This is a genomic window from Rhizobium sp. CBN3, assembly GCF_030518245.1.
GTDB classification, from domain to species: domain Bacteria; phylum Pseudomonadota; class Alphaproteobacteria; order Rhizobiales; family Rhizobiaceae; genus Rhizobium; species Rhizobium aethiopicum_A.
In genome coordinates this window covers 70,272-91,395 of the sequence record NZ_JAULSE010000005.1, presented here as the reverse complement: position 1 = coordinate 91,395, position 21,124 = coordinate 70,272, and the positions used below count along the sequence as shown (strand labels likewise).

The following is a 21,124-nucleotide window of genomic DNA, read 5'->3' as shown; positions in this document are numbered from 1 at the left end:
CCATTCATTGGTTTTCCGGTTTTCACCGTGCCAGCTCTTTCAATCCGAGCCTGATCAGCTTGGCGCTGTCGGCGCCGTCGCCGGCCGTTTTCATCGCCGCGGCAACGGCATTTGCCGCCTGATCTCTACTGTAGCCGAGGTTGGTCAGCGCGGACACTGCATCAGCAACCGGTGCGGCGGCGACACCTTCGCCGAGTTCCTGCTTGAGACCGATGTTGATTGCCTCGCCGGCATAGGCCGGTGCGCGGTTCTTGAGTTCGGTCACGAGGCGCATCGCCACTTTCGGGCCGACACCCGGCGCGCGCGAGACGGCAGCGCGGTCCTGGAGGGCGATCGCATTGGCAAGTTCGCCCGGCGTCAGGGTCGAGAGCACCGCGAGCGCCACCTTGGCGCCGACACCCTGGACGCTTTGCAGCAGGTTGAACCACTCCCGCTCCAGCGCCGTCATGAAGCCGAAGAGCTTCAACTGGTCCTCGCGGACATAGGTTTCGATGAAGAGCACGCAGGCTTCGCCCGCCGATCCGAGCTTGGACAAGGTGCGGGCCGAGCAATAAGCGACGTAACAGACGCCGTGCACATCAACGAGCACATAATCTTCGCCGATCTCGTCTATGGTGCCTTTCAGCTTGCCGATCATGAGTCGCGGTCTTTCAAGGGTGCGTTTCGGGCGTAATGATTTCAACGGAAGGAAAATAGGAACGATAACCGCCGGCATCGCGGGTCAAAATTCTGTAGCCCCTTATCGCCGCATGCGCGCCGATGAGGAAATCCGGCAATATCCGTTCGCGTCCTCCGCCCGCGCGGCGGTAAAGCCGGAAGGCTTGAGCCGCGGCAAATGCGGCCGGCCACGGCAGGTTCTCGCGGCGGAATTCATCCTGCGGAAGCAGGCGATCGACTTCATCGACATCGTCATACCGAACGGAAAATTCGGAATAGATGATCGGATTTATAAGGACCGGCCCATCTCTGAAGATATCGAGTATCTTCCGGCGCGACCAGTCGTGCCAGTCCGAGCTGATCATAGCCAGATCGACGAGGACGTTCGTGTCGACAAGCGTCGCCATCAGCGATCACGCGTCATAGACATGAGATCTTCGGCATCGATTTCCTGATCGCCGGTTCCCTCCAGACGGCGGATCGTCTCAATGAAACGGTCCAGCCGACCTCTATCCTCGACTTCCTGCTTGCCGTTCTTCGGCGAGAGAACGAGCTTGCCGCCCTCGATCGAGAAAATGACCTCGCTGTTGGTCTCGATGCCGGCAAGCTCCCTGAGATCGCGGGGAATAGTGACCTGACCTTTGGATGTGACACGCATCAGAGGCTCCTTCAAAGTAAGAATTATCCTTACCGCAGGAACAAGTCAAGAACGGATTATCCCGCCAGCGCTTGGCGCATCCGGTGGCCGCCGCGATTGTGGGCGTGACAAATGGCGATCGCCAAGGCATCGGCAGCGTCATCGCCCTTGAACTCGGCCTTCGGCATCAGGATCTTCAACATCATGTGAATCTGCTGCTTTTCGCCGTGCCCGACGCCGATGACCGCCTTCTTCACCGCATTCGGGGCATATTCGGAGACCGGCAGTCCGGCGCGCGCCGGCACCAGCATGGCGATGCCGCGGGCTTGGCCGAGTTTCAGTGTCGCTACGGCGTCCTTGTTGACGAAGGTCTGTTCGACAGCGGCTTCATCGGGCTTGTGAGCGTGGACGATATCGGCGAGCCCGTCATGCAGCTGGCAGAGGCGGGAGGCGAGGTCCATCTCGCCATCGGAGGTCACCGTTCCCGATGCCACGAATTTCAGGGAATTGCTTAACGTGTCGATGATTCCCCAGCCTGTGCGACGGAGGCCGGGATCGATGCCAATGATGCGAATCGTATTTTGCATGGTTCAACCTATAGCGATTGCGAAATAAGTGCCATCGATATGTGAACAAACCGAAAACACCCTCGGTTTTAGAGCGCGCATTTACCGCGAATTAAAAGAGATGTCTGAATTCTAGTTCATCGAATGTGCGAGGGGCTTCGTTCCACAAGAATAAGTCCCCGATGTTCTGTTGACAGGTCAGCCGGCCGGGGATGCACCGCGTGCCCAGGCTGGCAGGTGCCGTTCAGAAGGGTTCATTGTATATGGCTCAGAGATTTCAGTCCCTGTCCTTCAAGGTCATTGCCACTTTCATCCTGATGACCGTGCTGTCGATCGCGGTCATCGACGTGCTTGCCTATTTTGCCAGCAGCCGCATATCCGACGAGCAGGCGCTGAAGGCCAAGGAAAGCGTGCTGATCTTCCGTGGCGACATGTTGCAGGACCAACTGGCGCAGCTTGAGAACCAAGCCAATTCCATCGCGCGCATCGAGGCGCTGCAGATGTCGATCACCAGCTTGAAGAGCGGCTGGAAGACAATCCAGAAGACTTCGGGGGATGCCCGCGCCGAGCTGAAGAAGGTTTTCATCACGGGCAATCCCAACCCGGCCGACCAGCGCGAGAAGCTGATGAAGCCGGAAGGGCCGAGCGGGTTCTATTATTCGAATCATGAGCAGACGCAGGGCGAAGTTGCCCGCGACCTCGACAACACCGCTTTCAGCGATCTGCTGATCGCCGATCTCGACGGCAGCGTGCTCTATTCCTACAAGAAGGACGACGACTTTGCCGAAAACTTGAAGTCGGACGCCTGGAAGACAGCGGGCGCCGGCATCGCATTCGCCAAGGCGATCGAGAATACCGCCAAGGCGACGGATGACGCCGCGCCGACGGGCTTCTCCGGCCTCCGCGTCGATGCAGCAAGCGGCAAGCCCGCGATCTTCTATGCCGTGCCCATCGTCAAGCTCGGAGCGGCCAAGGGTATCATCCTGTTCAAGGTGCGTGAGGACATCGTCACCAGCATCCTTGCCAAGGGCATCGTCCAGGGCAGCACCGCGCGGGCTGCGATCGTCTCCGGCGATGGCTCCGCTATCGCTCTCGATGCCGGCGGCAAGCTTGCGACGCTCGATGCCACCCCCTTCACCTTCATCAAGGACGCGCTTGCCAGCTCCGCGATGACCGTGGCCGATTTCGACCGGGCGGATGGCGCGGCCCGCGCCTATGTCCGCGGCATCGACTATCGCGGCGATCGCTTCCTGGTGGTCGAGAGCGTGCTGCTCAGCGAGCTCAATGCCGGCTCGATCGAGATCGCCACTTTGCTGACGATGATCGGCATGGGCGTGCTCGTCGTCATGGCCATCGCGACCGGGCTCGTCACCAATTTCCTGTTTTCGCCGCTGGCCCGGCTTGCCGGTGTCACCCGCGACGTCGCCGACGGCAAGCTCGACAGCGAGATCGGCAGCCTGAACCGAAAGGACGAGATCGGCACGATGGCCAACGCGCTTGCCCGTTTCCGCCAATCGCTGATCGAAAGCCGCGAACTCGAAGCCGCCAGCGAAGAGACGCGCCTGCAGGCCGAGCATGACCGTCAGCAGAACCTCGCCGAGCGCGAGGCCGAGGCGAAGACGCTGCAGCAGGTGGTCGAGGCGATTGACGAGGGGCTGCATCATCTGGCGAGCGGCGATCTCTCCTATCAGATCGATACTCGCTTCCCGAACGAACTCGAAAGTCTGCGTGTCAATTTCAACGAGGCGCTCGCCACACTCAGCGAAACCATGACGGCGATCGGCGGCAACTCGATGGCGGTGCGCGCCGGCTCCGAGGAGATGCGCACTGGCGCCGACGAGCTTGCCGGGCGCACCGAACGTCAGGCCGGCTCGATCACCGAGACGGCGAATGCGATCAGCGCCATTACCCAGTCCGTTCGCCGCCAGATCGAGAGGGCAGAACAGGCCGAGCGCATCGCCCGCGACGCCAAGAAGGAGACGACCGGCTCCAGCCAGATTATGCGCGAGACGATCGCGGCGATGGAGGCGATCCAGACCTCCTCGCGCCAGATCAACACCATCATATCGGTCATCGACGATATCGCCTTCCAGACCAACCTGCTGGCGCTCAACGCCGGCGTTGAAGCGGCGCGTGCGGGGGAATCGGGCAAGGGCTTTGCCGTGGTCGCCATGGAAGTCCGGGAGCTCGCCCAACGCTCATCGAGCGCGGCAAAGGAGATCTCCAGCCTGCTGCAGAAATCGACGCATGAGGTCGAAAGCGGTGTCGCGCTCGTCGAAAAGGCCGGCGTTGCCCTGACCGGCATCGGCGCCCATGTCGAGGAGATCAACGGACAGATCAACGAGATCATGGAGTCGACCCGCGAGGAAGCCACTACGCTGCGCGAGATCAACAGCGCCGTGGCCGAACTCGACGCGATGACGCAGCAGAACGCCTCAATGGTCGAGGAGACGACGGCGGCGATCCACCGGCTGGCGACGGAAGCTCTGGAAATGGACCGCCAACTCGGCAATTTCACGCTGCCGCAGGGGCATCAAAGACCGAGCGCCGAGGTGCATGTGCTGCGTCGTCACCGGTGAGACGTCGCTTCCGATATTCGACGAGGGCTGCCATCGCGCGGCCCTTTTGTTTGGGTGTACGGTTTGGAATGGGCGGACGCCAACCTACATAGACGGCATCGTTCAACTGCCGGCAGGTTTCCATGGTTCCCTTCTCCATACTCGACCTTTCTCCTATCGCCGAAGGCAGCACCGTGCGCCAGTCGCTCGAAAGCTCGGCGCGGATGGCTCAGAAGGCTGAAGAATTCGGTTACAAGCGCTTTTGGCTCGCCGAGCATCACGGCATGCCGGGCATCGCCAGTGCTGCAACCGCCGTGGTCATCGGCCATGTCGGGGCTGCGACAAAACGCATCCGCATCGGTTCCGGCGGCATCATGCTGCCCAACCATTCGCCGCTCGTCATCGCCGAGCAGTTCGGCACGCTGGAAGCGCTTTTTCCCGGCCGCATCGATCTTGGTCTCGGGCGGGCGCCGGGAACGGACATGCGCACGGCACAGGCGCTGCGGCGCAATATCGAGGCCGGCGCGAACAGTTTCCCGAACGACGTGGTGGAATTGCAGCAGCTTCTCGGCACGCCGGTCGAGAACCAGGCGATCCTTGCGGTGCCCGGCAATGGTTCGCATATCCCGATCTGGCTGCTCGGCTCCAGCCTCTACAGCGCCCAGCTTGCGGCGATGCTCGGGCTTCCCTATGCCTTCGCCTCGCATTTTGCCCCTGATATGCTGCTCGACGCCATCGCGATTTATCGCGACCGCTTCCAGCCCTCGGCGGCGCTCGAGAAGCCCTATGTGATGGTCGGCGTCATGGGCGCGATGGCGGCGACGGACGAGGAGGCGCGCTACCATTTCACTTCCGCCCAGCAGCAGTTCGTCAACCTGCGCCGCAATGTCCGCGGGCCGTTCCCGCGCCCTGTCACCGATATGGAGAGCTTCTGGTCGCCGATGGAGAAGATGAACGTCGAACACACACTGCGCTACGCCGTGGTAGGTTCGCCGGCGACGGCTGAGGCGAAGCTGACGGAGTTTCTCCGGGAAACGGAGGCCGACGAGGTGATCATCTCGATGCCGATCCATGATATCGAGGCGCGGCTGAAGTCGGTGGAACTGTTCGCGGGGCTGGGAAACTTCGCGCGGGCCGCCGCCTAAGATTTTTCCAAGCAGTCGCCAGAGACAGAAAAACCCGGCGCCAAGGCCGGGTTCCGTTTGTTGGCAACGCCTCCACCGTCATGCTCGGCCTTGTGCCACTGGTGTCCGGTTTAAATTTGGTGGACAAGGCGCACGGTGTTGATTCTACTCGTATTCGGATGTTTGGCGACAATCCCGGACACGAAAGAGGGGCAACACCGTGCGGCACGAGAATAGCGTCTTTCATGATCTGTTGAAGCGGATTCCGTGGGCGGCCTTCGAAAGACTTGTGGAGGAGCATCAGGCCGACAAGCACGTGCGGCGGCTGTCGACGAAGGGCCAGTTGGTCGCGCTGCTCTACGGCCAGCTTTCCGGGGCCGTCAGCCTGCGCGAGATCGTCGGCGGCCTGCAAAGCCACAGCAGCGGTCTTTACCATCTCGGCGCCCGACCGGTGTCACGTTCGACCCTTGCCGACGCCAATGGCCTGCGCCCGAGTGCGGTTTTCGCCGAGCTGTTCGCGCAAATGGTGTCCCGCGCCGGGCGTGGGCTCAAGCGGGCCGTCGGCGAGGCGGTGCATCTGATCGACAGCAGCAGTCTGCGCCTTTCCGGGGCGGGATCGGACTGGGCACGCTTTTCCGATCAGGCCTGTGGCGCCAAGGTTCACGTCGTCTACGATGCCAATGCCGAACGGCCGATCTATGCGGCAGTGACACCGGCCAATGTCAACGACATCACCGCCGCCAAGGTCATGCCCATTGAGGCGGGCGCCACCTATGTCTTCGACCTCGGCTATTACGATTTCGGCTGGTGGGCGAAGCTCAATGCCGCCGGCTGCCGCATCGTCACGCGCCTCAAATCCCATACCAAATTGGCCGTCACTGAGGAAAGAGCGGTTAGCCTGGATGGAACCATCCTGTCGGATCGGGTCGGCCTCCTGCCGCAGCGCATGGCGAAAAGCCGCAGGAACCCAATGAGCGTGCCGGTTCGGGAGGTCTGCGTGCGGATCGAAACCGGCAAGATATTGCGCATCCTTTCCAACGATCTCGATGCCCCGGCAGAAGAGATCGCCGCGCTTTACAAGCGCCGCTGGGCGATCGAGCTGTTCTTCCGCTGGGTCAAGCAGACGCTGAAGATCCGCCATTTCCTCGGCAACAGCGAGAATGCCGTGCGCATCCAGATCTCCGTCGCCTTGATCGCCTACCTGTTGCTGCAGATGGCCAAGGCAGACCAGACCACCGTCACAAGCCCGCTCGCCTTCGCCCGCCTGGTGCGCGCCAATCTCATGCACCGCCGCCGGATCGACCGCCTGCTGCGACCTGCCGGCAGTCCACCAGCCAATTCAAAACAGATGAGCCTCCAATGGTGACCAAATTTAAACCGGACACCAGTGGCCTTGTGCCGAGCATCTAACCACAGCAATTGTTTGAAAGGGAAATGTTTATTTTCAGATACTTAATCAGGCCGGCGCAGATCCTCGGCACAAGGCCGAGGATAATGTCGCAGGTTTGCAGTGCGGCTCAAGCTGAAAGCTTCGCCAGAACCTCTTCAGAGACCTCGAAGTTGGAATAGACGTTCTGCACGTCGTCGTCGTCTTCAAGCGAGTCGATGAGCTTCATCAGCGACTGAGCCTTTTCCTCGTCCACCGGCACGTTGTTCTGGGCGCGCCAGACGGCCTTGACGGTTTCGGCTTCACCGAGGCTCGTTTCCAAAGCTTTCGATACTTCGCCAAGGGCTTCGAAAGCGCAGGTGATGTAATGGCCTTCTTCGTCGGTCTCGACGTCATCGGCGCCGGCTTCGATTGCGGCTTCCATCACGTTGTCGGCGTCGCCTGCGGAAAGCTTGTAGGTGATTTCGCCGACATGGTCGAACGAGAAGGAAACAGAACCGGTTTCGCCGAGAGCGCCGCCGGCCTTGGTGAAGATCGAGCGGACGTTGGAGGCAGTGCGGTTGCGGTTGTCGGTCAGGGCTTCGACGATGATCGCCGTGCCGCCCGGACCATAGCCCTCGTAGCGCACTTCGTCATAATTTTCGCTGTCGGCGCCGGCTGCCTTCTTGATGGCGCGGTCGATGTTGTCCTTCGGCATGGACTGGGCCTTGGCATTCTGGATCGCCAGGCGAAGACGGGCGTTCATTGTCGGGTCGGGCAGGCCGGCCTTGGCGGCCACGGTGATTTCGCGCGCAAGCTTGGAGAACATTTTCGACCGCACGGCGTCCTGACGGCCCTTGCGGTGCATGATGTTTTTAAACTGTGAATGGCCAGCCATGGCACCCCTGTTCACGTCTCATTGTTCGGAATGGGCCGCCTTATAAGAGCGAAACGGCAGCCTTTCAAGGGAAAAGCAGTTCGGAACAAAGGCGAAGGGATGACGTTTCAACCGAACTCCATCCAGCGGAAAGGAACGGTCATGGCAAGTCTCAGCGAGGCGCGGGAGCAACCAGCACGTCAGCTTTGGGATCAGGTCAACGGCGTTCATGCCGGCATGCTCGGAATTTCCGGGCTTGATATGCACATGCAGCCGATGGCGCCGCATGCCGATCCCACCACCAACACGATCTGGTTCTACACCAAGACCGACGCCGACATCGTGCGCGCCATCAAACCCGGCAGCCGCGCGCATTTTTGCGTCATCGGCAAGGATCACGACTATCACGCCTGCCTTTCCGGCGTCATCGAGGTGCGCCCCGACCCTTCCAAGATCGAGGAATATTGGAATTCGATCGTGGCGGCCTGGTATGACAACGGCAAGAAGGACCCGAAACTCACCATGCTTTCGCTGCATGTCGATGATGCCGAGATCTGGGTTTCGACAGGCAGCACGCTGAAATTCGGTTGGGAGATCGCCAAGGCCAATCTCGACGACGAGAAGATGCCCGACGTCGGCGTCAAACGCCACCTGCAATTTGCTTGATCAGCAAGGTTTGCAGGACCCGCCGGGCTTTTTACTGCACGCCTTTCATCACATAGATCAGCGGCTTCTTTGGAAGCGTGCGCATGGAAACGGTGAGGCTGTCATCAGGCGCGTAAGCGATATCGAAGTCCTTTCCAAACATGGAGACGAAAGCATTGACCGGTGGGCCGCGGCGATGCATCGGCAGGATCAGCGACGAGCGCAGCCGCTTGATGACGCGGCTCATGCTGTCGGCGCCCATCGTCAGGCCGCCATCGACCGGAACCATGACGACGTCAAGGCGGCCGATTTCGGTATAATGGGTGTCCGTCAGCTCGTAGTGCAGATGGCCGAGATGGCCGATGCAGAGACCGGCAATTTCGAAGATGAATATCGAGTTTCCATCCGCGTGTGAGCCGCCGAGGCCGTAGCTGAAGCGGATATCCGTCGTGACGTTGCGGATATAGGCATCGCCGACGACGAGATTGATGCTGGCCTTCTCACCCGGCACGTCGCTCCAACCATGGAGCACATGTTTTATGTCGGGCTCAGGCGTCAGGGTAAAGTGGGTCGTGTGAGCCTTGTTCATCGTGACGACATCGGGGGTCGTCGCCGGCCTGTACCAGCCATTATAATCCGTCGCGATGATGATGCCTCCGGGTGTCTCGATTTCGAAGGTGGAATGGCCGAGATAGGTGAATCTAACATTCTCGCCTTCGGATACGGCCGGCATCGGCGCCGCGGCGACGGAGAAACTGGCGAAGGTCGCCCTGGGCATATTCTCGGCGATCGCGTGGCATTGGCTGGCTCGCTGGCGCTGCTCCAGTGCCTCTGCGGGATCTGATGCGGCGAAGGCCGTCAGGCATGTGATAGCGAGGATAAGATAATGCGGCTTCATGCCACCTCTCCGGCGCTTTCATTCAGCGGCGGAGGATGCGTCATGAGGTCGCAGCGGTCCAGAGCAGCGATGCTCACATTCGCGTGTTGGAGCGGCTGGATTACCGCCAGAACTCCGGCACCGTTTCCGCCAAACGCGGCCCGAGCCGAAGTGGCGCGATCTTTTCGGCCAGTCCGGTGGCATCAGAAATCTCCACCCCAACGCCGCAGATCGTCGCCGGGCCGCTTGCCGCTTCCATGCGGCCCTTCGGCATCTTGGAGATGAAGCGGTTGAGCGGCTCCTCCTTGTCCATGCCGAGGGAGGAGTCGTAATCGCCGCACATGCCGGCATCCGACATATAGGCGGTGCCGCCGTTGAGGATCTGCGCATCGGCGGTCGGCACATGGGTGTGGGTGCCGACAACGAAACTGGCGCGGCCGTCGACGAAATGGCCGAAGCATTGCTTCTCGCTGGTCGCTTCCGCATGGAAATCGAAGATGATCGCATCGGCCTGCTCCTTCAGCGGGCAGGCATCGAGAATCGCTTCCGCCGATTTGAAGGGGTCGTCGAGTTCCGGATGCATGAAGACGCGACCCATGACATTGGCGACGAGCACGCGCGCGCCGTTCCGGGCATAGAAGAGGCCGGAGCCGCGGCCGGGTGTGCCTTGCGGATAATTGGACGGCCGCAGGAACTGATCATGCCGCCCGGCAAAGGCGACGGCTTCCTTCTGGTCCCAGACGTGATTGCCGGTCGTCACCACATCGGCGCCGGCATTGATCGTTTCGAGAAAGATGTCCTCGGTAATGCCGAAACCGCCGGCGGCATTCTCGCCGTTGACGACGACGAAATCGAGCCTGAGGTCGGAGATGAGACCGGGGAGGCGGTCCCAGACCGCCGTGCGTCCCGTCTTGCCGACCATGTCACCCAAAAAAAGCAGCCGCATTCCCTATCCAATCCAAGAGGCAAAAAAGCGAAGGCCGCTTTCTGTCAGGATGGCATCCAGGCTTATGTCATGCGGCTCGTCGGGCACATGTGCCACTTCCTGGCAGTCGAATGCAATGCCGATCAGCTTGGGATGCAGGCCTTTCTCTCTGAGCCGGCTGATGGCGCGGTCGTAGTGACCGGCGCCGTAGCCGATGCGATGGCCTCTGACATCGAAGGCCGAAAGCGGCACCAGCATGATCTCGGGATTGAGGACGGCGGCGTACTCGGCGGGGCCGACCGTGCCGAAACCGGTTGCGATCAGCGGTGCGCCTTCCGCCAGTTCGCGAAAGACGATGGTCTGCTTGTCGAGGATCGCCGGCACGCAGAGCCGCGCGCCGCGTGCTGCAAAGCGCGCCATCAGCGGCCTAAGATCGGCCTCCGACCGGATCGGCAGGAAGCCGGAGATGATGGTGCCTGGCTCGAAGGCGACCGCCTCGCCGGCGTGATCGGCCATTGCGAGGCTTTTGGAGATGCGCTCTTCGGGAGCGATGGCGTCGCGGGCGGACAGCCGTTCGTTGCGCAACTGCGCTTTCAGTTCTTTTGCGGTCATTCGATCTGCCGGATTGAGAGGTTCGACCGAGCATAGCCGGCTGGAGACCCGATGCAAATGCCGGCTGCGACAGGGCTGCGCCCGTTTCACGTCGTATCGATCTGCGGTTGCCGATCGTCGGACGAGGATGCCTATCGATCCTGCGCAGATTCGTGTCGCGGCGGCACCGGCAGCGTGGCGGCCAGCCGCCGCATCGTTTCCTCGAACAGAGGAGTTCCACCTGGCAGCCAGCCGAGCGCACGGATTTTCGCCGTGTTCATCGGATTGAGGGCAGCCTTGTCGGCGGTGGACGGCAAGGCGTGAGGACAGCTCGTTTCACGGCGGATAGGCGCGAGAATGTCCTGCGTGTCGACTGTTATGTCCGATATGTTGAAGACCTCGCCAGAGATGCGGGTGCTTTCCGTCTCCAGCATCAGCCGCACCGCGCGGCCGAGGTCGCGGCCATGAACCTCCGTCCCGGCGCGAGCAGCAACAGGCCGGCCGGCGAGATAATCGGCGATGAGATGATCCCATTTGTTCGGCGTGAGATCGCCATAGACACCGGTCGCCCTCAGGCTTACCCCGGCAAAACCCGGTGCCGAGAGATGGGTAAGCGCACCTTCGGCGTCGAATTTGATCTGGCCGTAGAGCGTCTCCGGCTTCGGCGGCATCGTTTCGACAAGCTCGGTTTCCGGCGGGTGGTCGCCATAGGCAGCGCGGCTGGACAGGAAGACGCAACGGCGCGTGCCGGCGCGTTTGGCCGCTTCGAAAAGCCGGACGGTGCCGTCGAGGTTCAATCTACGGAAGCTCTTGGGATCGTCGCCCTCGCCGCCGCGATATTTGCCGGGAACATGGCTGAAGGCGGCATGAACGAAGAAATAGGCGTCGTCGAAGACGTCGATCTGATCCTTGCCGGGATCGAGGGAGAGCGCTGCGAACTCGACCGGGCGGGAGAAGAAGCCCGGCAGCGGCGCGCGGCGTCCGCCGACAATCACCTGATAGCCGGCGGCCAGCAGCTCCTCGACGACGTACCGGCCGACGAGACCCATTCCCCCGGATACCAGTACTTTCATGCCGTCCCTTCCGGATTTCTCAGCGCCGTGATCTCCGGCATATCGCCGCTCTCGTGTATACGGTGCCATAGATCGATCAAGGGTTGTAGATGTTTTGCCTTGGGATGATCCTTTTCCCACGGTTTTTCGTACTGGTAGTGCACGATCGAAATGCTCTTCCAGTCCCAAAGCTCCGGCATGGTGAACCATACATATTGCAGCATGTTGTAATAGACCGGCAGGCCGTGCCATTCCGGGAAGAACGTCTCCAGAAACGTCTGGTCGGTGCGTCGCCAGAAGGCCTCCGGCCTGTCGAGGCTTTCCAGCATGCGCCGGAATGTGTCATGCGAGGGCGTCGCGACGAAGACGCCGGAATTCATCCGGCGAAAATCGGCGAGACTCTCATAGACGTTGGGAGCGGCGGAAAATTCCGGATAGAGGAAGAGCCTGTCGACGTTCTTCAGCACCAGGGCGTCGGCGTCGATGAACACACAGCGCTCATACTCCACAAGCTGCCAGAGCCTGAGCTTGCAGAAATTGTCGAGCGGCGAATGGAACTCCGGCTTACGGCCCTTGGTGAAGGGGGCGGCGGAATGGAGATGGCCGCGGGCGTGGCGCTCGTTGAAGGTATGGGAGAGCGGCAGGTGCTCGACCTGGATCAGGCGGCAGTCGAGGGTCTCGAGCGGGGCGAGAGCGGCTGCGTCAACGCCGCCGGTGTGGAGGACGACGATGTCGGCGCCGGTGCCGGTGCGGTGCAAGGAGCGGGCGAGGGCGGTGGCGCCCATCGCGTAGTCGGCGTTGGTGATGAGGGTGACGTAGGCGAAGGCGGGTGGGCGATTCATCGGGTTCGACTGCTCCGATAAATCTTGCTCCGGTCAAAGAGAGGTGCAAGGCGCGTGCCATACGTCTCTTCTCCCCAGCGGGGAGAAGGTGCCGGCAGGCGGTTGAGGGGGTGAGCGACGAGGGGAGCGAATGCACTGAGCGCGAGCGAAGGGCAATGAATGGCGTGCGGTGTGGCCCCCTCATCCGACCCTTCGGGCCACCTTCTCCCCGCTGGGGAGAAGAGGGAGCAAGCCCAGGACTTCCTCGTGTTCGTCATGTCTCAGCGCTCACGACACCGATTTCAACCGCTTGCCTTCCGGATCGTGATCAATCGTCGCGGCAATGTCCTTGGTCCAGGCGGAGACGGCCGGCACGCGGGAGCGGTCGACGCGATAAGCGAATTTCTTCGCCACGTCGACGATCTCGCCCAGCAGCCCGGCTTCCAGCGTGGTCGGTTCGAGGCCAAGGTCGAGGAACTTTTCGTTCCGGACGATCAGCTCGTTTTCGGCGGCCTCCTTGCGCGGGTTCGGCAGCCAGGTAATCTTGGCGCCGCTTATCCCGGCGATCATCTCGGCGAGGTCGCGCACCCGGTGGGTTTCCGTCATTTGATTGAAGATCTCGACGCGGGCGCCGCGGGCGGGCGGGTTCTTCAGCGCCAGCTCGATACAGCGCACCGAATCCTGGATGTGGATGAAGGCGCGGGTCTGGCCGCCGGTGCCATGCACCGTCAGCGGATAACCGATCGCCGCCTGAATGAGGAAACGGTTCAGCACCGTGCCGTAATCGCCGTCATAATCGAAACGGTTGATCAGCTGCGCGTGGCGGCGCGTCTGCTCGGTATGCGTTCCCCAGACGATGCCCTGATGCAGGTCGGTGATCCGCAGGCCGTCATTCTTGGCGTAGAACTGGAAGAGAAGCTGATCCAGGCATTTGGTCATGTGGTAGATCGAGCCCGGATTGGAGGGGTAGAGAATCTCCTGGCTGACCGTTTCGCCGCCCGCGGTCTCGATGCCGACCGGCAGATAACCTTCGGGGATAGCGGCGCCGACCGTCGAGTAGCCATAGACGCCCATGGTGCCGAGATGGATGAGGTGGGCGTCGAGATTGAGCTCGGTCAGCGCGTTCAGGAGGTTGTGCGTGGCGCTGACATTGTTGTTGACCGTGTAGTTCTTGTGGCGGTCGCTCTTCATCGAATAGGGCGCGGCGCGCTGTTCGGCGAAATGGATGATGGCATCCGGCCGGTGTTCCGAAAGCCATTTCTTCAGAAGTTCGTAATCCTTGGCGAGATCGATCAGGTTGAAGTGGATGCGGCGTCCTGTTTCGGCATGCCAGATGCGCGTGCGCTCCTGGATCGAATCCATCGGAGTGAGCGACTGAACGCCGAGTTCGGTGTCGATCCAGCGGCGCGAGAGGTTGTCGAGAATATGGACGTCGTGACCGGCATCGGAAAGATGGAGCGATGTGGGCCAACCAATGAAACCGTCTCCGCCCATAACCGCAATCTTCATCGCATCGTCTCCTGATCGGTCGCTTATTATCGGGAATAGTTAGGAATTATGACAATCATTCAATGCCTGCCGGCGGCGCATTCAATGCTTGCCTGCCGCGAAGTGTTGCGCCAAAGAGGGCACCTCACTTTGGAGAAAATTATGACGGAACGCCCTTTTTCCATTTCGGGAGAGCTGACGGAGGCCGGACACCGCCTCGTCCAGCGGGTCTATTATGAAGATACGGATTTCTCCGGCCTGGTCTATCACGCCCGCTACCTGCACTTCCTCGAGCGTGGCCGTACCGATTATCTGCGCTGCCTCGGTGTCGAGCAACGCGAACTCGTCAGCGCCGACGAGGAAGGCCTCGTCTTCGTCGTCCACCGCATGGAGATCGATTTCAAGAGCCCCGCGCGCATGGATGACGTGCTGACGATCCTGACGCATACGGAAAAGGCCGGAGGCGCCAAGATGGTGCTCAACCAGCAGATTCGCTCAGGCGAAACCCTGCTGATTGCAGCCAGGGTGATCATCGCCGTTATCAATGCCAAGGGGCGGCCACGGCGGCTGCCGGAAACGCTGGCGGCAAAATTCCTGGAAGGCAGCCAGCCTCTGTAGTTCCGAATCAGGCCTTGTCAAAACTTGAACTTTATGTGAAGGAATTCCCGCGCCGCAGGATGAGCGCTCTTTCGGCAGCCGGACCATGCTCCGGTCAAGTAATTCACGGAACAAAATCTTCCGAACACAGGCTTGCTGTCACAGTCCGGCACTAACGATCTATTAACCATAATAGTGTCTTACTGGGAAAGTCGGAGTTTGTGCGGTGCACGCCTTCCTTTGACCAAATTTGACGGCAAGAAGGCGGAAGAAGAGCTTGGAAGCTTGACCAGGGCTTTGGGCGGCGGTCGCCGGACACTTCTTGCGAGATCATTTTGTGCCGCCCGGTCCAGCGCCGGGCGTTTGGATTCGGGGATTTTGGATCAATGGAACAAGTAGGATTGGCAGCAGCCACGACGGACGTCAGCCTCTGGTCGCTTTTCATGCAGGCCGGCATCGTCGTCAAGCTCGTCATGCTCGGGCTCATCGCGGCCTCGGTCTGGACGTGGGCGATCGTCATCGACAAGTATCTGGCCTATGGCCGCGCACGGCGCCAGTTCGACAAGTTCGAGCAGGTTTTCTGGTCGGGCCAGTCGCTGGAAGAACTCTACCGCTCGCTGTCGGAACGCAACAATACCGGACTGGCGTCGATCTTCGTCGCGGCCATGCGCGAATGGAAAAAATCCTTCGAACGCGGCGCCCGCTCGCCGATCGGCCTGCAGATGCGTATCGACCGCGCCATGGACGTGACGCTTGCCCGTGAAACCGAATATCTCGGCGCCCGTTTGGGATCACTTGCGACCATCGGTTCGGCCGGGCCGTTCATCGGCCTCTTCGGCACGGTCGTCGGTATCATGACCTCGTTCCAGGCGATCGCCGGCTCGAAGTCGACGAACCTCGCGGTCGTCGCACCCGGTATCGCCGAAGCGCTGCTCGCCACCGCGATCGGCCTCGTCGCCGCTATTCCGGCGGTTATCGCCTATAACAAGTTCTCTGCCGATGCCGGCAAGCTCTCGGCCCGCATGGAAGGTTTTGCGGACGAATTCTCCGCCATACTTTCGCGCCAGATCGACGAGAAGCTGCAGCCGCGCGCTGCCGCTCAGTAACCAACGGAGTATTCTCAGATGGGTATGGCTGTTGGAGGCAATGGCGGCGGGGGCGGCGGACGTCGCCGTCGCGGCGGTCGGAACAAGGCCGTGATTTCCGAAATCAACGTGACGCCGCTCGTCGACGTCATGCTCGTGCTTTTGATCATCTTCATGGTCGCGGCTCCGATGATGACTGTCGGCGTGCCGATCGACCTGCCGGAAACGCAGGCCAAGGCGCTGAATTCCGAGACGCAGCCGATCACGATTTCGGTCAAGAACGACGGCGAGGTGTTCCTGCAGGAAACGCCGATCCCGGCAGCGGAGATCGCCGCCAAGCTCGAGGCGATCGCCACCACCGGCTATAACGAACGCATCTTTGTGCGCGGCGACGCGACGGCGCCCTATGGTGTCATCGCCGACGTCATGGCTCGCATCCAGGGGGCCGGCTTCAAGAATATCGGCCTCGTGACGCAGCAGAAGAAGGACCAATAGCGCTCAAGATGAAGGCCAGCGTCGTCACATCTGCTGTTCTGCATTGCCTGGTGCTCACCTGGGCGATGGTGTCTTTGAGCGCGCCGGAATCCTTCAAGGTCGAGGATTTCGAGGCGATGCCGGTCGATCTCGTGCCGGTGGAATCCATCACCCAGATGCAGCAGGGCGACAAGAAGGCTCCGAAGAAGGAGACGTCCGCCCCCGTGCCGACGACTCGGCCGCCGATCGCGCAGCCGGCCGAGAATGCCGGTGACAACAATGCCGACCTGAAGACGCCACCGGTGCCGAACGCCAAGCCCAGCAACAGCGAAGCTGCGGCGGCGAATTCGAGCGAGAAGCCACTGCCGACAATCGATCCCAAGCCGAACGACGTCAAGGAAGTCAACAAGGAAGAGACGGAGGTCGAACAACCGAAGGAAGTCGCCTCCATTCCGCCGCCGAAGCCGGTCGAAGTGACGCCGCCGAAGCCGGAGGAAAAACCGCCGGAAGAACAGGCGAAGCCCGAAGAGCCGCCGAAGCCCGATGCGGAAGCCTTGCCGGACAAGGTGCCGACGCCGGTCGTCAAGCCGCAGGTAAAGCCGCCGGAGCCACAGAAGACGGCCGAAAAGCCGCCGGAAAAGCCCGCGGACGAGCCGAAGGCTGCCGAAAAACCGACGGACAAGAAGAAGGCCGACAAGAAGCAGGAAGTGGCGAAATCGGCCTCGACGATGAAGAGCGACTTCAATGCCGACGAGATATCGGCGCTGCTGAACAAGACCGATCCTTCCGCGGGCGGGGCTAAACGTTCGACGCAGGAGGCATCGCTGGGCGCGAAGAAGAGCAATGGTGGGTCCAAGCTCAGCCAGAGCGAAGAAGATGCAATGCGCAGCCTGATCGAGAGCAACTGGCTGGTCACGCCCGGAATGGAAGGTCTTTCCGGGCTGGTGATTACGGTGCGTTTCAAGCTGGGAAAGGATGGTAGCATTATTGGTCAGCCGGATGTGGAATCGTCTGGCGGAAGCAGCAGTGACTCCACGCGCCGTGCGCTGGAAAGCGCTGCTTACCGTGCGGTGATGAAATCCGCGCCTTCTTTTTCCTCAACCCTTCCGATGGACAAATATGACGCTTGGAGTGAGGTCGTTCTCAACTTCGATGCGAGCAGCTTGGGAATCTAAATGCGAAGTAGCTTGTCCCATATCACGAAGGCTGTCGGGATACTGACGTTCTTGACGGTCGCTTTCGCGTTCGCTCCTGGTGGGCATGCGGAGACGACATCGGGTGGAAAAAGCGAGCCGAAAAGACCTGTTTTAAGCGCGGCGGCAATTGATGCGATGCGAAACGCCATCACAAATCGCTTTATCCTCCCCGGTGACTTGAAGGATGTGGCCAGTGTTCGAGTGCGGATTCATGTGCGGCTTGATGACAAAGGTCGCGTTATCGGCGCTCCCGAGGTCGATGCCAACGGGGGCAGTGAACATACACGAAATCTCATGACCAAAGCCGCTCTTCGCGCAGTTATCGGCGCAGCGCCTTACGCCATGCTCCCAAAAGACAAATACGATCTCTGGAAAGAAGTTGTTTTGAACTTCGACGTCAGCCAGTTGAACCAATAAAGTGCTGAAAGGCTTGTTTGATATGGTCAAGTGTTCCCTCATCCGCGCTCTGATGGTCATTGCAGGCCTGATTGGCGTCGCGGCCTTTGCGACTCCGGCGAACGCGGTACTCACCCTCGATCTTCGGAAAGGCAATATCCAGCCGCTGCCGATTGCGGTGACCGACTTCCTGCAGGGCGATATGGGCGCACAGGTCTCCCAGGTCATCGCCGCGGACCTGCAGCGTTCCGGCCTCTTCGCGCCGATCAACAAGAGCGCCTTTATTGAGAAGATTTCCAATCCCGATGCCGCGCCGCGGTTCGAGGATTGGAAGGTCATCAACGCCCAGGCACTGGTCACTGGCCGCGTGACCCAGGAAGCCGATGGACGTCTTCGCGCCGAATTCCGTCTCTGGGATCCCTTCGCCGGCCAGCAGATGACCGGTCAGCAGTTCTATACGCAGCCGGAGAATTGGCGCCGTGTGGCCCACATCATTGCCGATGCAATCTACAAGCAGATCACCGGTGAAGAGGGTTATTTCGACACCCGCGTCGTCTTCGTCTCCGAATCCGGCACCAAGCAGCAGCGCAAGCGTCAGCTGGCGATCATGGACCAGGACGGTTTCAACGTGCGGACGCTGACCGATGGCAGCGATCTCGTGCTGACGCCGCGCTTCTCGCCGAGCCGGCAGGAAGTCACCTATATGTCCTTCGCCAACCAGCAGCCGCGCGTCTACCTGCTGCAGCTCGAAACCGGGCAGCGCGAGGTCGTCGGCAACTTCCCCGGCATGACCTTCTCGCCGCGCTTTTCACCGGATGGCCAGAAGGTGATCATGAGCCTGCAGCAGGAGGGCAATTCCAACATCTATACGATGGACTTGCGCTCGCGCACGACGACGCGGCTGACCTCGACGGCGGCGATCGACACCTCGCCCTCCTATTCGCCCGATGGTGCGCGCGTCAGCTTCGAAAGCGACCGTGGCGGCAAGCCGCAGATCTACGTGATGAACGCCGACGGTTCCGGCCAGACCCGCATTTCCTTCGGCGACGGCTCCTATTCGACGCCGGTTTGGTCGCCGCGCGGCGATCTCATCGCCTTCACCAAACAGTCCGGCGGCAAGTTCTCGATCGGCGTGATGAAGCCGGATGGCTCGGGTGAGCGCATCCTGACGTCCGGCTTCCACAATGAAGGCCCGACCTGGGCGCCGAACGGCCGTGTGCTGATGTTCTTCCGCCAGGCGGCAGGCGCGGGTGGTCCGCAGCTCTATTCGATCGATCTGACCGGTTATAACGAGCAGCTTGTGAAGACGCCGAGCTATGCTTCCGACCCGGCCTGGTCGCCGCTGCTGGAGTAGCGAGTGCATCAATGCCTTCATGTCGCCTCAAAGTCGTGGAAACCGGGCGATACGGGACAAATCAGTAAATTGTTAACCATAATCTTTGAGGGGCGGTTAACCGAGTGCGGTTACTGTCCGGAAACCCTGATGAACTCGCAAGGAGACCGGCCATGAGCCGAATTCATACCCCGGCACTGAGCCGTATGCAGAATTTCGCCCGCAACCCCGTCATGATCGCGCTTGTCGCCGGTCTCGCGCTTGCGGGTTGCGCCAACAAGAAGAACGGCGGCATGCCGAACAGCGCCGGCGACATGGGTCTCGGCGCAGGCGCCGCGACGCCGGGCTCGACTCAGGACTTCACGGTCAATGTCGGTGACCGCATCTTCTTTGACACCGACTCCACGTCGATCCGCGCCGATGCCGCTCAGACGCTCGACCGTCAGGCACAGTGGCTCGGTCGTTACCCGAACTATCAGATCACCGTTGAAGGCCATGCCGACGAGCGCGGCACCCGCGAATATAACCTCGCCCTCGGCGCCCGTCGCGCTGCTGCTACCAAGGACTATCTCGCTTCCCGCGGCGTTCCGGCACAGCGCATGAAGACGATCTCCTACGGCAAGGAACGGCCGGTCGCCGTCTGCGACGATATTTCCTGCTGGTCGCAGAACCGCCGCGCGGTCACCGTGCTCGGCGGAGCCGGCATGTAATTCAAGCTTTAATGGATTTTACGAAGGCGGTCCCATCCGGGGCCGCCTTTTCTTTTTGACCACACTTTGGCCAGACTCCGTTGCTTTTTGACAGCAATTGGAAAAATCTCCTGTTCGCGCCTCAATGCGCGAAGAATCACTGGGACAGGACGATACATATGAAGAAACTTGTCGTGGCAGGCATGCTGTGCCTGGCGGCTATGACCGGGAGCGAACGAGCGGCCTATTCGGCCTCGTTCTTCGGGCTGCATCTCGGCGGCCGATCCGCGGAGCAGCAGCCGGCCCCTCCCGTCGTCAAGGTACAGAGCGGGGATGCGGAAATCCGCGTGCAGCAGCTCGAAGAACAGATGCGGCAGCTGAACGGCCGGATCGAGGAGATGAGCTTTCAGCTCCTGCAGATGCAGGAGACGATCCGCAAGCAGCAGGAAGACAATGAATTCCGCTTCCAGCAGCTCGAAAAAACCGGTGCCGGCGGCGGTGGCGCCAAGGCTCCCGTCAAGAAGAGCGAGACGGATGCTGCGCCGGCAGCGTCCGGCAGCGACGACGTCGCCAGGGTGATCCAAGCACCGCAGGGGGCCGAAACGGCTCCCTCCACCGATGTGCCTGATAATACCGGCCTCGGCCAACCGCCGAAGCAGCTCGGCTCGATCGACTTCGATCAGAACGGCAATGCGATCGGCGGAAGCGTCGATAAAAACGCCACCATCGGCTCCGGCCCGATTCCCAATGCCAACAGCGGCACGCCGCAGCAGACGGCCTCGCTCGGGGGCGAGTCGGATCAGTACAAGTCAGCCTACGGCCACGTGCTGTCAGGCGATTACGGCACGGCCGAGCAGGAGTTCAACCAGTACATCGCTCGTTACCCGAGCAGTGCACGGGCGGCGGACGCCAATTTCTGGCTCGGCGAAGCGCTCTATTCGCAGGGCAAATACAATGAGGCGGCCAAGACTTTCCTCAACGCGCATCAGAAATACGGCAGTTCGGAAAAGGCGCCGGAAATGCTGCTGAAGCTCGGCATGTCGCTTGCGGCCCTCGACAATAAAGAGACGGCCTGCGCGACCCTGCGTGAAGTCTCGAAGCGTTACCCGAAGGCGTCACGCGCCGTCATAAGCAAGGTTGCGAGCGAACAGAAACGCCTCGCCTGCTGAG

General features: G+C 61.0%; 23 protein-coding genes. 12 read left to right on the top strand and 11 right to left on the bottom strand.

From position 1 onward, the window contains the following. Window positions 1–22: 22 nt before the first annotated feature. Genes ruvA through ruvC form a run of 4 tightly spaced genes read right to left on the bottom strand, consistent with a single transcriptional unit; the run spans window position 23 to window position 1,881 of the window. Complete coding sequence (gene ruvA, locus QWJ46_RS09965; RefSeq protein ID WP_302751017.1) at window positions 23–637, bottom strand: Holliday junction branch migration protein RuvA; 615 nt, start codon at window positions 635–637, stop codon at window positions 23–25. 13 nt (window positions 638–650) lie between these two features. Beyond that, entirely contained in the window at window positions 651–1,064 is a 414-nt protein-coding gene (locus QWJ46_RS09960; RefSeq protein WP_184455062.1) for a type II toxin-antitoxin system VapC family toxin, read from the bottom strand. Then, the gene (locus tag QWJ46_RS09955; protein ID WP_184455063.1) at window positions 1,064–1,315 is read right to left on the bottom strand and encodes an AbrB/MazE/SpoVT family DNA-binding domain-containing protein; all 252 of its coding nucleotides are present in this window, start codon (window positions 1,313–1,315) and stop codon (window positions 1,064–1,066) included. Before QWJ46_RS09955 ends, QWJ46_RS09960 begins: the two co-directional genes overlap by 1 nt. A gap of 56 nt (window positions 1,316–1,371) precedes the next feature. After that, on the bottom strand, window positions 1,372–1,881 hold the full coding sequence (ruvC, locus tag QWJ46_RS09950) for a crossover junction endodeoxyribonuclease RuvC (RefSeq protein WP_184455064.1): 510 nt from the start codon (window positions 1,879–1,881) through the stop codon (window positions 1,372–1,374). Between the two features lie 242 nt (window positions 1,882–2,123). Between ruvC and QWJ46_RS09945 the strand changes: the two genes are divergently transcribed. The 3 genes from QWJ46_RS09945 to QWJ46_RS09935 all read left to right on the top strand — a co-directional run bounded on the left by QWJ46_RS09945 (window position 2,124) and on the right by QWJ46_RS09935 (window position 6,908). Then, entirely contained in the window at window positions 2,124–4,439 is a 2,316-nt protein-coding gene (locus tag QWJ46_RS09945) for a methyl-accepting chemotaxis protein (RefSeq protein WP_184455065.1), read from the top strand. A 122-nt stretch (window positions 4,440–4,561) separates the two neighbouring features. After that, a complete protein-coding gene (locus QWJ46_RS09940; RefSeq protein ID WP_184455066.1) occupies window positions 4,562–5,563 on the top strand; it encodes an LLM class flavin-dependent oxidoreductase in 1,002 nt (333 codons plus the stop codon). A 199-nt stretch (window positions 5,564–5,762) separates the two neighbouring features. After that, window positions 5,763–6,908 carry an IS4 family transposase gene (locus QWJ46_RS09935; protein ID WP_302751016.1) on the top strand — a complete coding sequence of 382 codons (1,146 nt, stop codon included), beginning with the start codon at window positions 5,763–5,765 and terminating at the stop codon, window positions 6,906–6,908. Window positions 6,909–7,059: 151 nt separating this feature from the next. On the opposite strand, the gene QWJ46_RS09930 is transcribed toward QWJ46_RS09935, so the two are convergent. Beyond that, on the bottom strand, window positions 7,060–7,806 hold the full coding sequence (locus QWJ46_RS09930; protein ID WP_184455067.1) for a YebC/PmpR family DNA-binding transcriptional regulator: 747 nt from the start codon (window positions 7,804–7,806) through the stop codon (window positions 7,060–7,062). A gap of 141 nt (window positions 7,807–7,947) precedes the next feature. Here QWJ46_RS09930 and QWJ46_RS09925 point away from each other — a divergent pair, with 141 nt between their 5' ends. Next, entirely contained in the window at window positions 7,948–8,451 is a 504-nt protein-coding gene (locus QWJ46_RS09925) for a pyridoxamine 5'-phosphate oxidase family protein (RefSeq protein WP_184455068.1), read from the top strand. Window positions 8,452–8,482: 31 nt separating this feature from the next. On the opposite strand, the gene QWJ46_RS09920 is transcribed toward QWJ46_RS09925, so the two are convergent. The 6 genes from QWJ46_RS09920 to QWJ46_RS09895 form a co-directional block, all read right to left on the bottom strand. Beyond that, entirely contained in the window at window positions 8,483–9,328 is an 846-nt protein-coding gene (locus tag QWJ46_RS09920; RefSeq protein WP_302751014.1) for an MBL fold metallo-hydrolase, read from the bottom strand. A gap of 100 nt (window positions 9,329–9,428) precedes the next feature. Then, a complete protein-coding gene (locus tag QWJ46_RS09915; RefSeq protein ID WP_184455070.1) occupies window positions 9,429–10,253 on the bottom strand; it encodes a TIGR00282 family metallophosphoesterase in 825 nt (274 codons plus the stop codon). A 3-nt stretch (window positions 10,254–10,256) separates the two neighbouring features. Next, a complete protein-coding gene (locus QWJ46_RS09910) occupies window positions 10,257–10,844 on the bottom strand; it encodes a 5-formyltetrahydrofolate cyclo-ligase (RefSeq protein WP_302751012.1) in 588 nt (195 codons plus the stop codon). Between the two features lie 131 nt (window positions 10,845–10,975). Then, window positions 10,976–11,896 carry an NAD(P)-dependent oxidoreductase gene (locus QWJ46_RS09905; protein ID WP_302751010.1) on the bottom strand — a complete coding sequence of 307 codons (921 nt, stop codon included), beginning with the start codon at window positions 11,894–11,896 and terminating at the stop codon, window positions 10,976–10,978. After that, window positions 11,893–12,717 (bottom strand): glycosyltransferase, encoded by an 825-nt coding sequence (locus QWJ46_RS09900; RefSeq protein WP_184455073.1) that lies wholly within the window; start codon window positions 12,715–12,717, stop codon window positions 11,893–11,895. The genes QWJ46_RS09905 and QWJ46_RS09900 overlap by 4 nt, the downstream gene beginning before the upstream one ends. Before the next feature lie 267 nt (window positions 12,718–12,984). After that, a complete protein-coding gene (locus QWJ46_RS09895) occupies window positions 12,985–14,205 on the bottom strand; it encodes an NAD-dependent epimerase/dehydratase family protein (protein WP_184455074.1) in 1,221 nt (406 codons plus the stop codon). A 141-nt stretch (window positions 14,206–14,346) separates the two neighbouring features. Between QWJ46_RS09895 and ybgC the strand changes: the two genes are divergently transcribed. The 8 genes from ybgC (at window position 14,347) to ybgF (ending at window position 21,123) form a co-directional block, all read left to right on the top strand. Next, on the top strand, window positions 14,347–14,802 hold the full coding sequence (gene ybgC / locus QWJ46_RS09890) for a tol-pal system-associated acyl-CoA thioesterase (RefSeq protein ID WP_184455075.1): 456 nt from the start codon (window positions 14,347–14,349) through the stop codon (window positions 14,800–14,802). A 365-nt stretch (window positions 14,803–15,167) separates the two neighbouring features. Next, the gene (gene tolQ / locus QWJ46_RS09885) at window positions 15,168–15,887 is read left to right on the top strand and encodes a protein TolQ (protein WP_004671617.1); all 720 of its coding nucleotides are present in this window, start codon (window positions 15,168–15,170) and stop codon (window positions 15,885–15,887) included. An 18-nt stretch (window positions 15,888–15,905) separates the two neighbouring features. Further along, a complete protein-coding gene (gene tolR / locus QWJ46_RS09880; protein ID WP_003566333.1) occupies window positions 15,906–16,361 on the top strand; it encodes a protein TolR in 456 nt (151 codons plus the stop codon). Between the two features lie 8 nt (window positions 16,362–16,369). Further along, window positions 16,370–17,515, top strand: a complete 1,146-nt coding sequence (locus tag QWJ46_RS09875; protein WP_302750995.1) for a cell envelope integrity protein TolA — start codon at window positions 16,370–16,372, stop codon at window positions 17,513–17,515. A gap of 51 nt (window positions 17,516–17,566) precedes the next feature. After that, window positions 17,567–17,953, top strand: coding sequence for a hypothetical protein (locus QWJ46_RS09870; RefSeq protein WP_302750993.1), 387 nt, complete (start codon window positions 17,567–17,569; stop codon window positions 17,951–17,953). 22 nt (window positions 17,954–17,975) lie between these two features. Beyond that, on the top strand, window positions 17,976–19,286 hold the full coding sequence (gene tolB, locus QWJ46_RS09865; RefSeq protein WP_302750991.1) for a Tol-Pal system beta propeller repeat protein TolB: 1,311 nt from the start codon (window positions 17,976–17,978) through the stop codon (window positions 19,284–19,286). 152 nt (window positions 19,287–19,438) lie between these two features. Next, on the top strand, window positions 19,439–19,975 hold the full coding sequence (gene pal / locus QWJ46_RS09860) for a peptidoglycan-associated lipoprotein Pal (protein WP_064804779.1): 537 nt from the start codon (window positions 19,439–19,441) through the stop codon (window positions 19,973–19,975). Between the two features lie 158 nt (window positions 19,976–20,133). Then, the gene (ybgF, locus tag QWJ46_RS09855; RefSeq protein WP_302750988.1) at window positions 20,134–21,123 is read left to right on the top strand and encodes a tol-pal system protein YbgF; all 990 of its coding nucleotides are present in this window, start codon (window positions 20,134–20,136) and stop codon (window positions 21,121–21,123) included. The last annotated feature ends 1 nt before the right edge of the window (window position 21,124 follow it).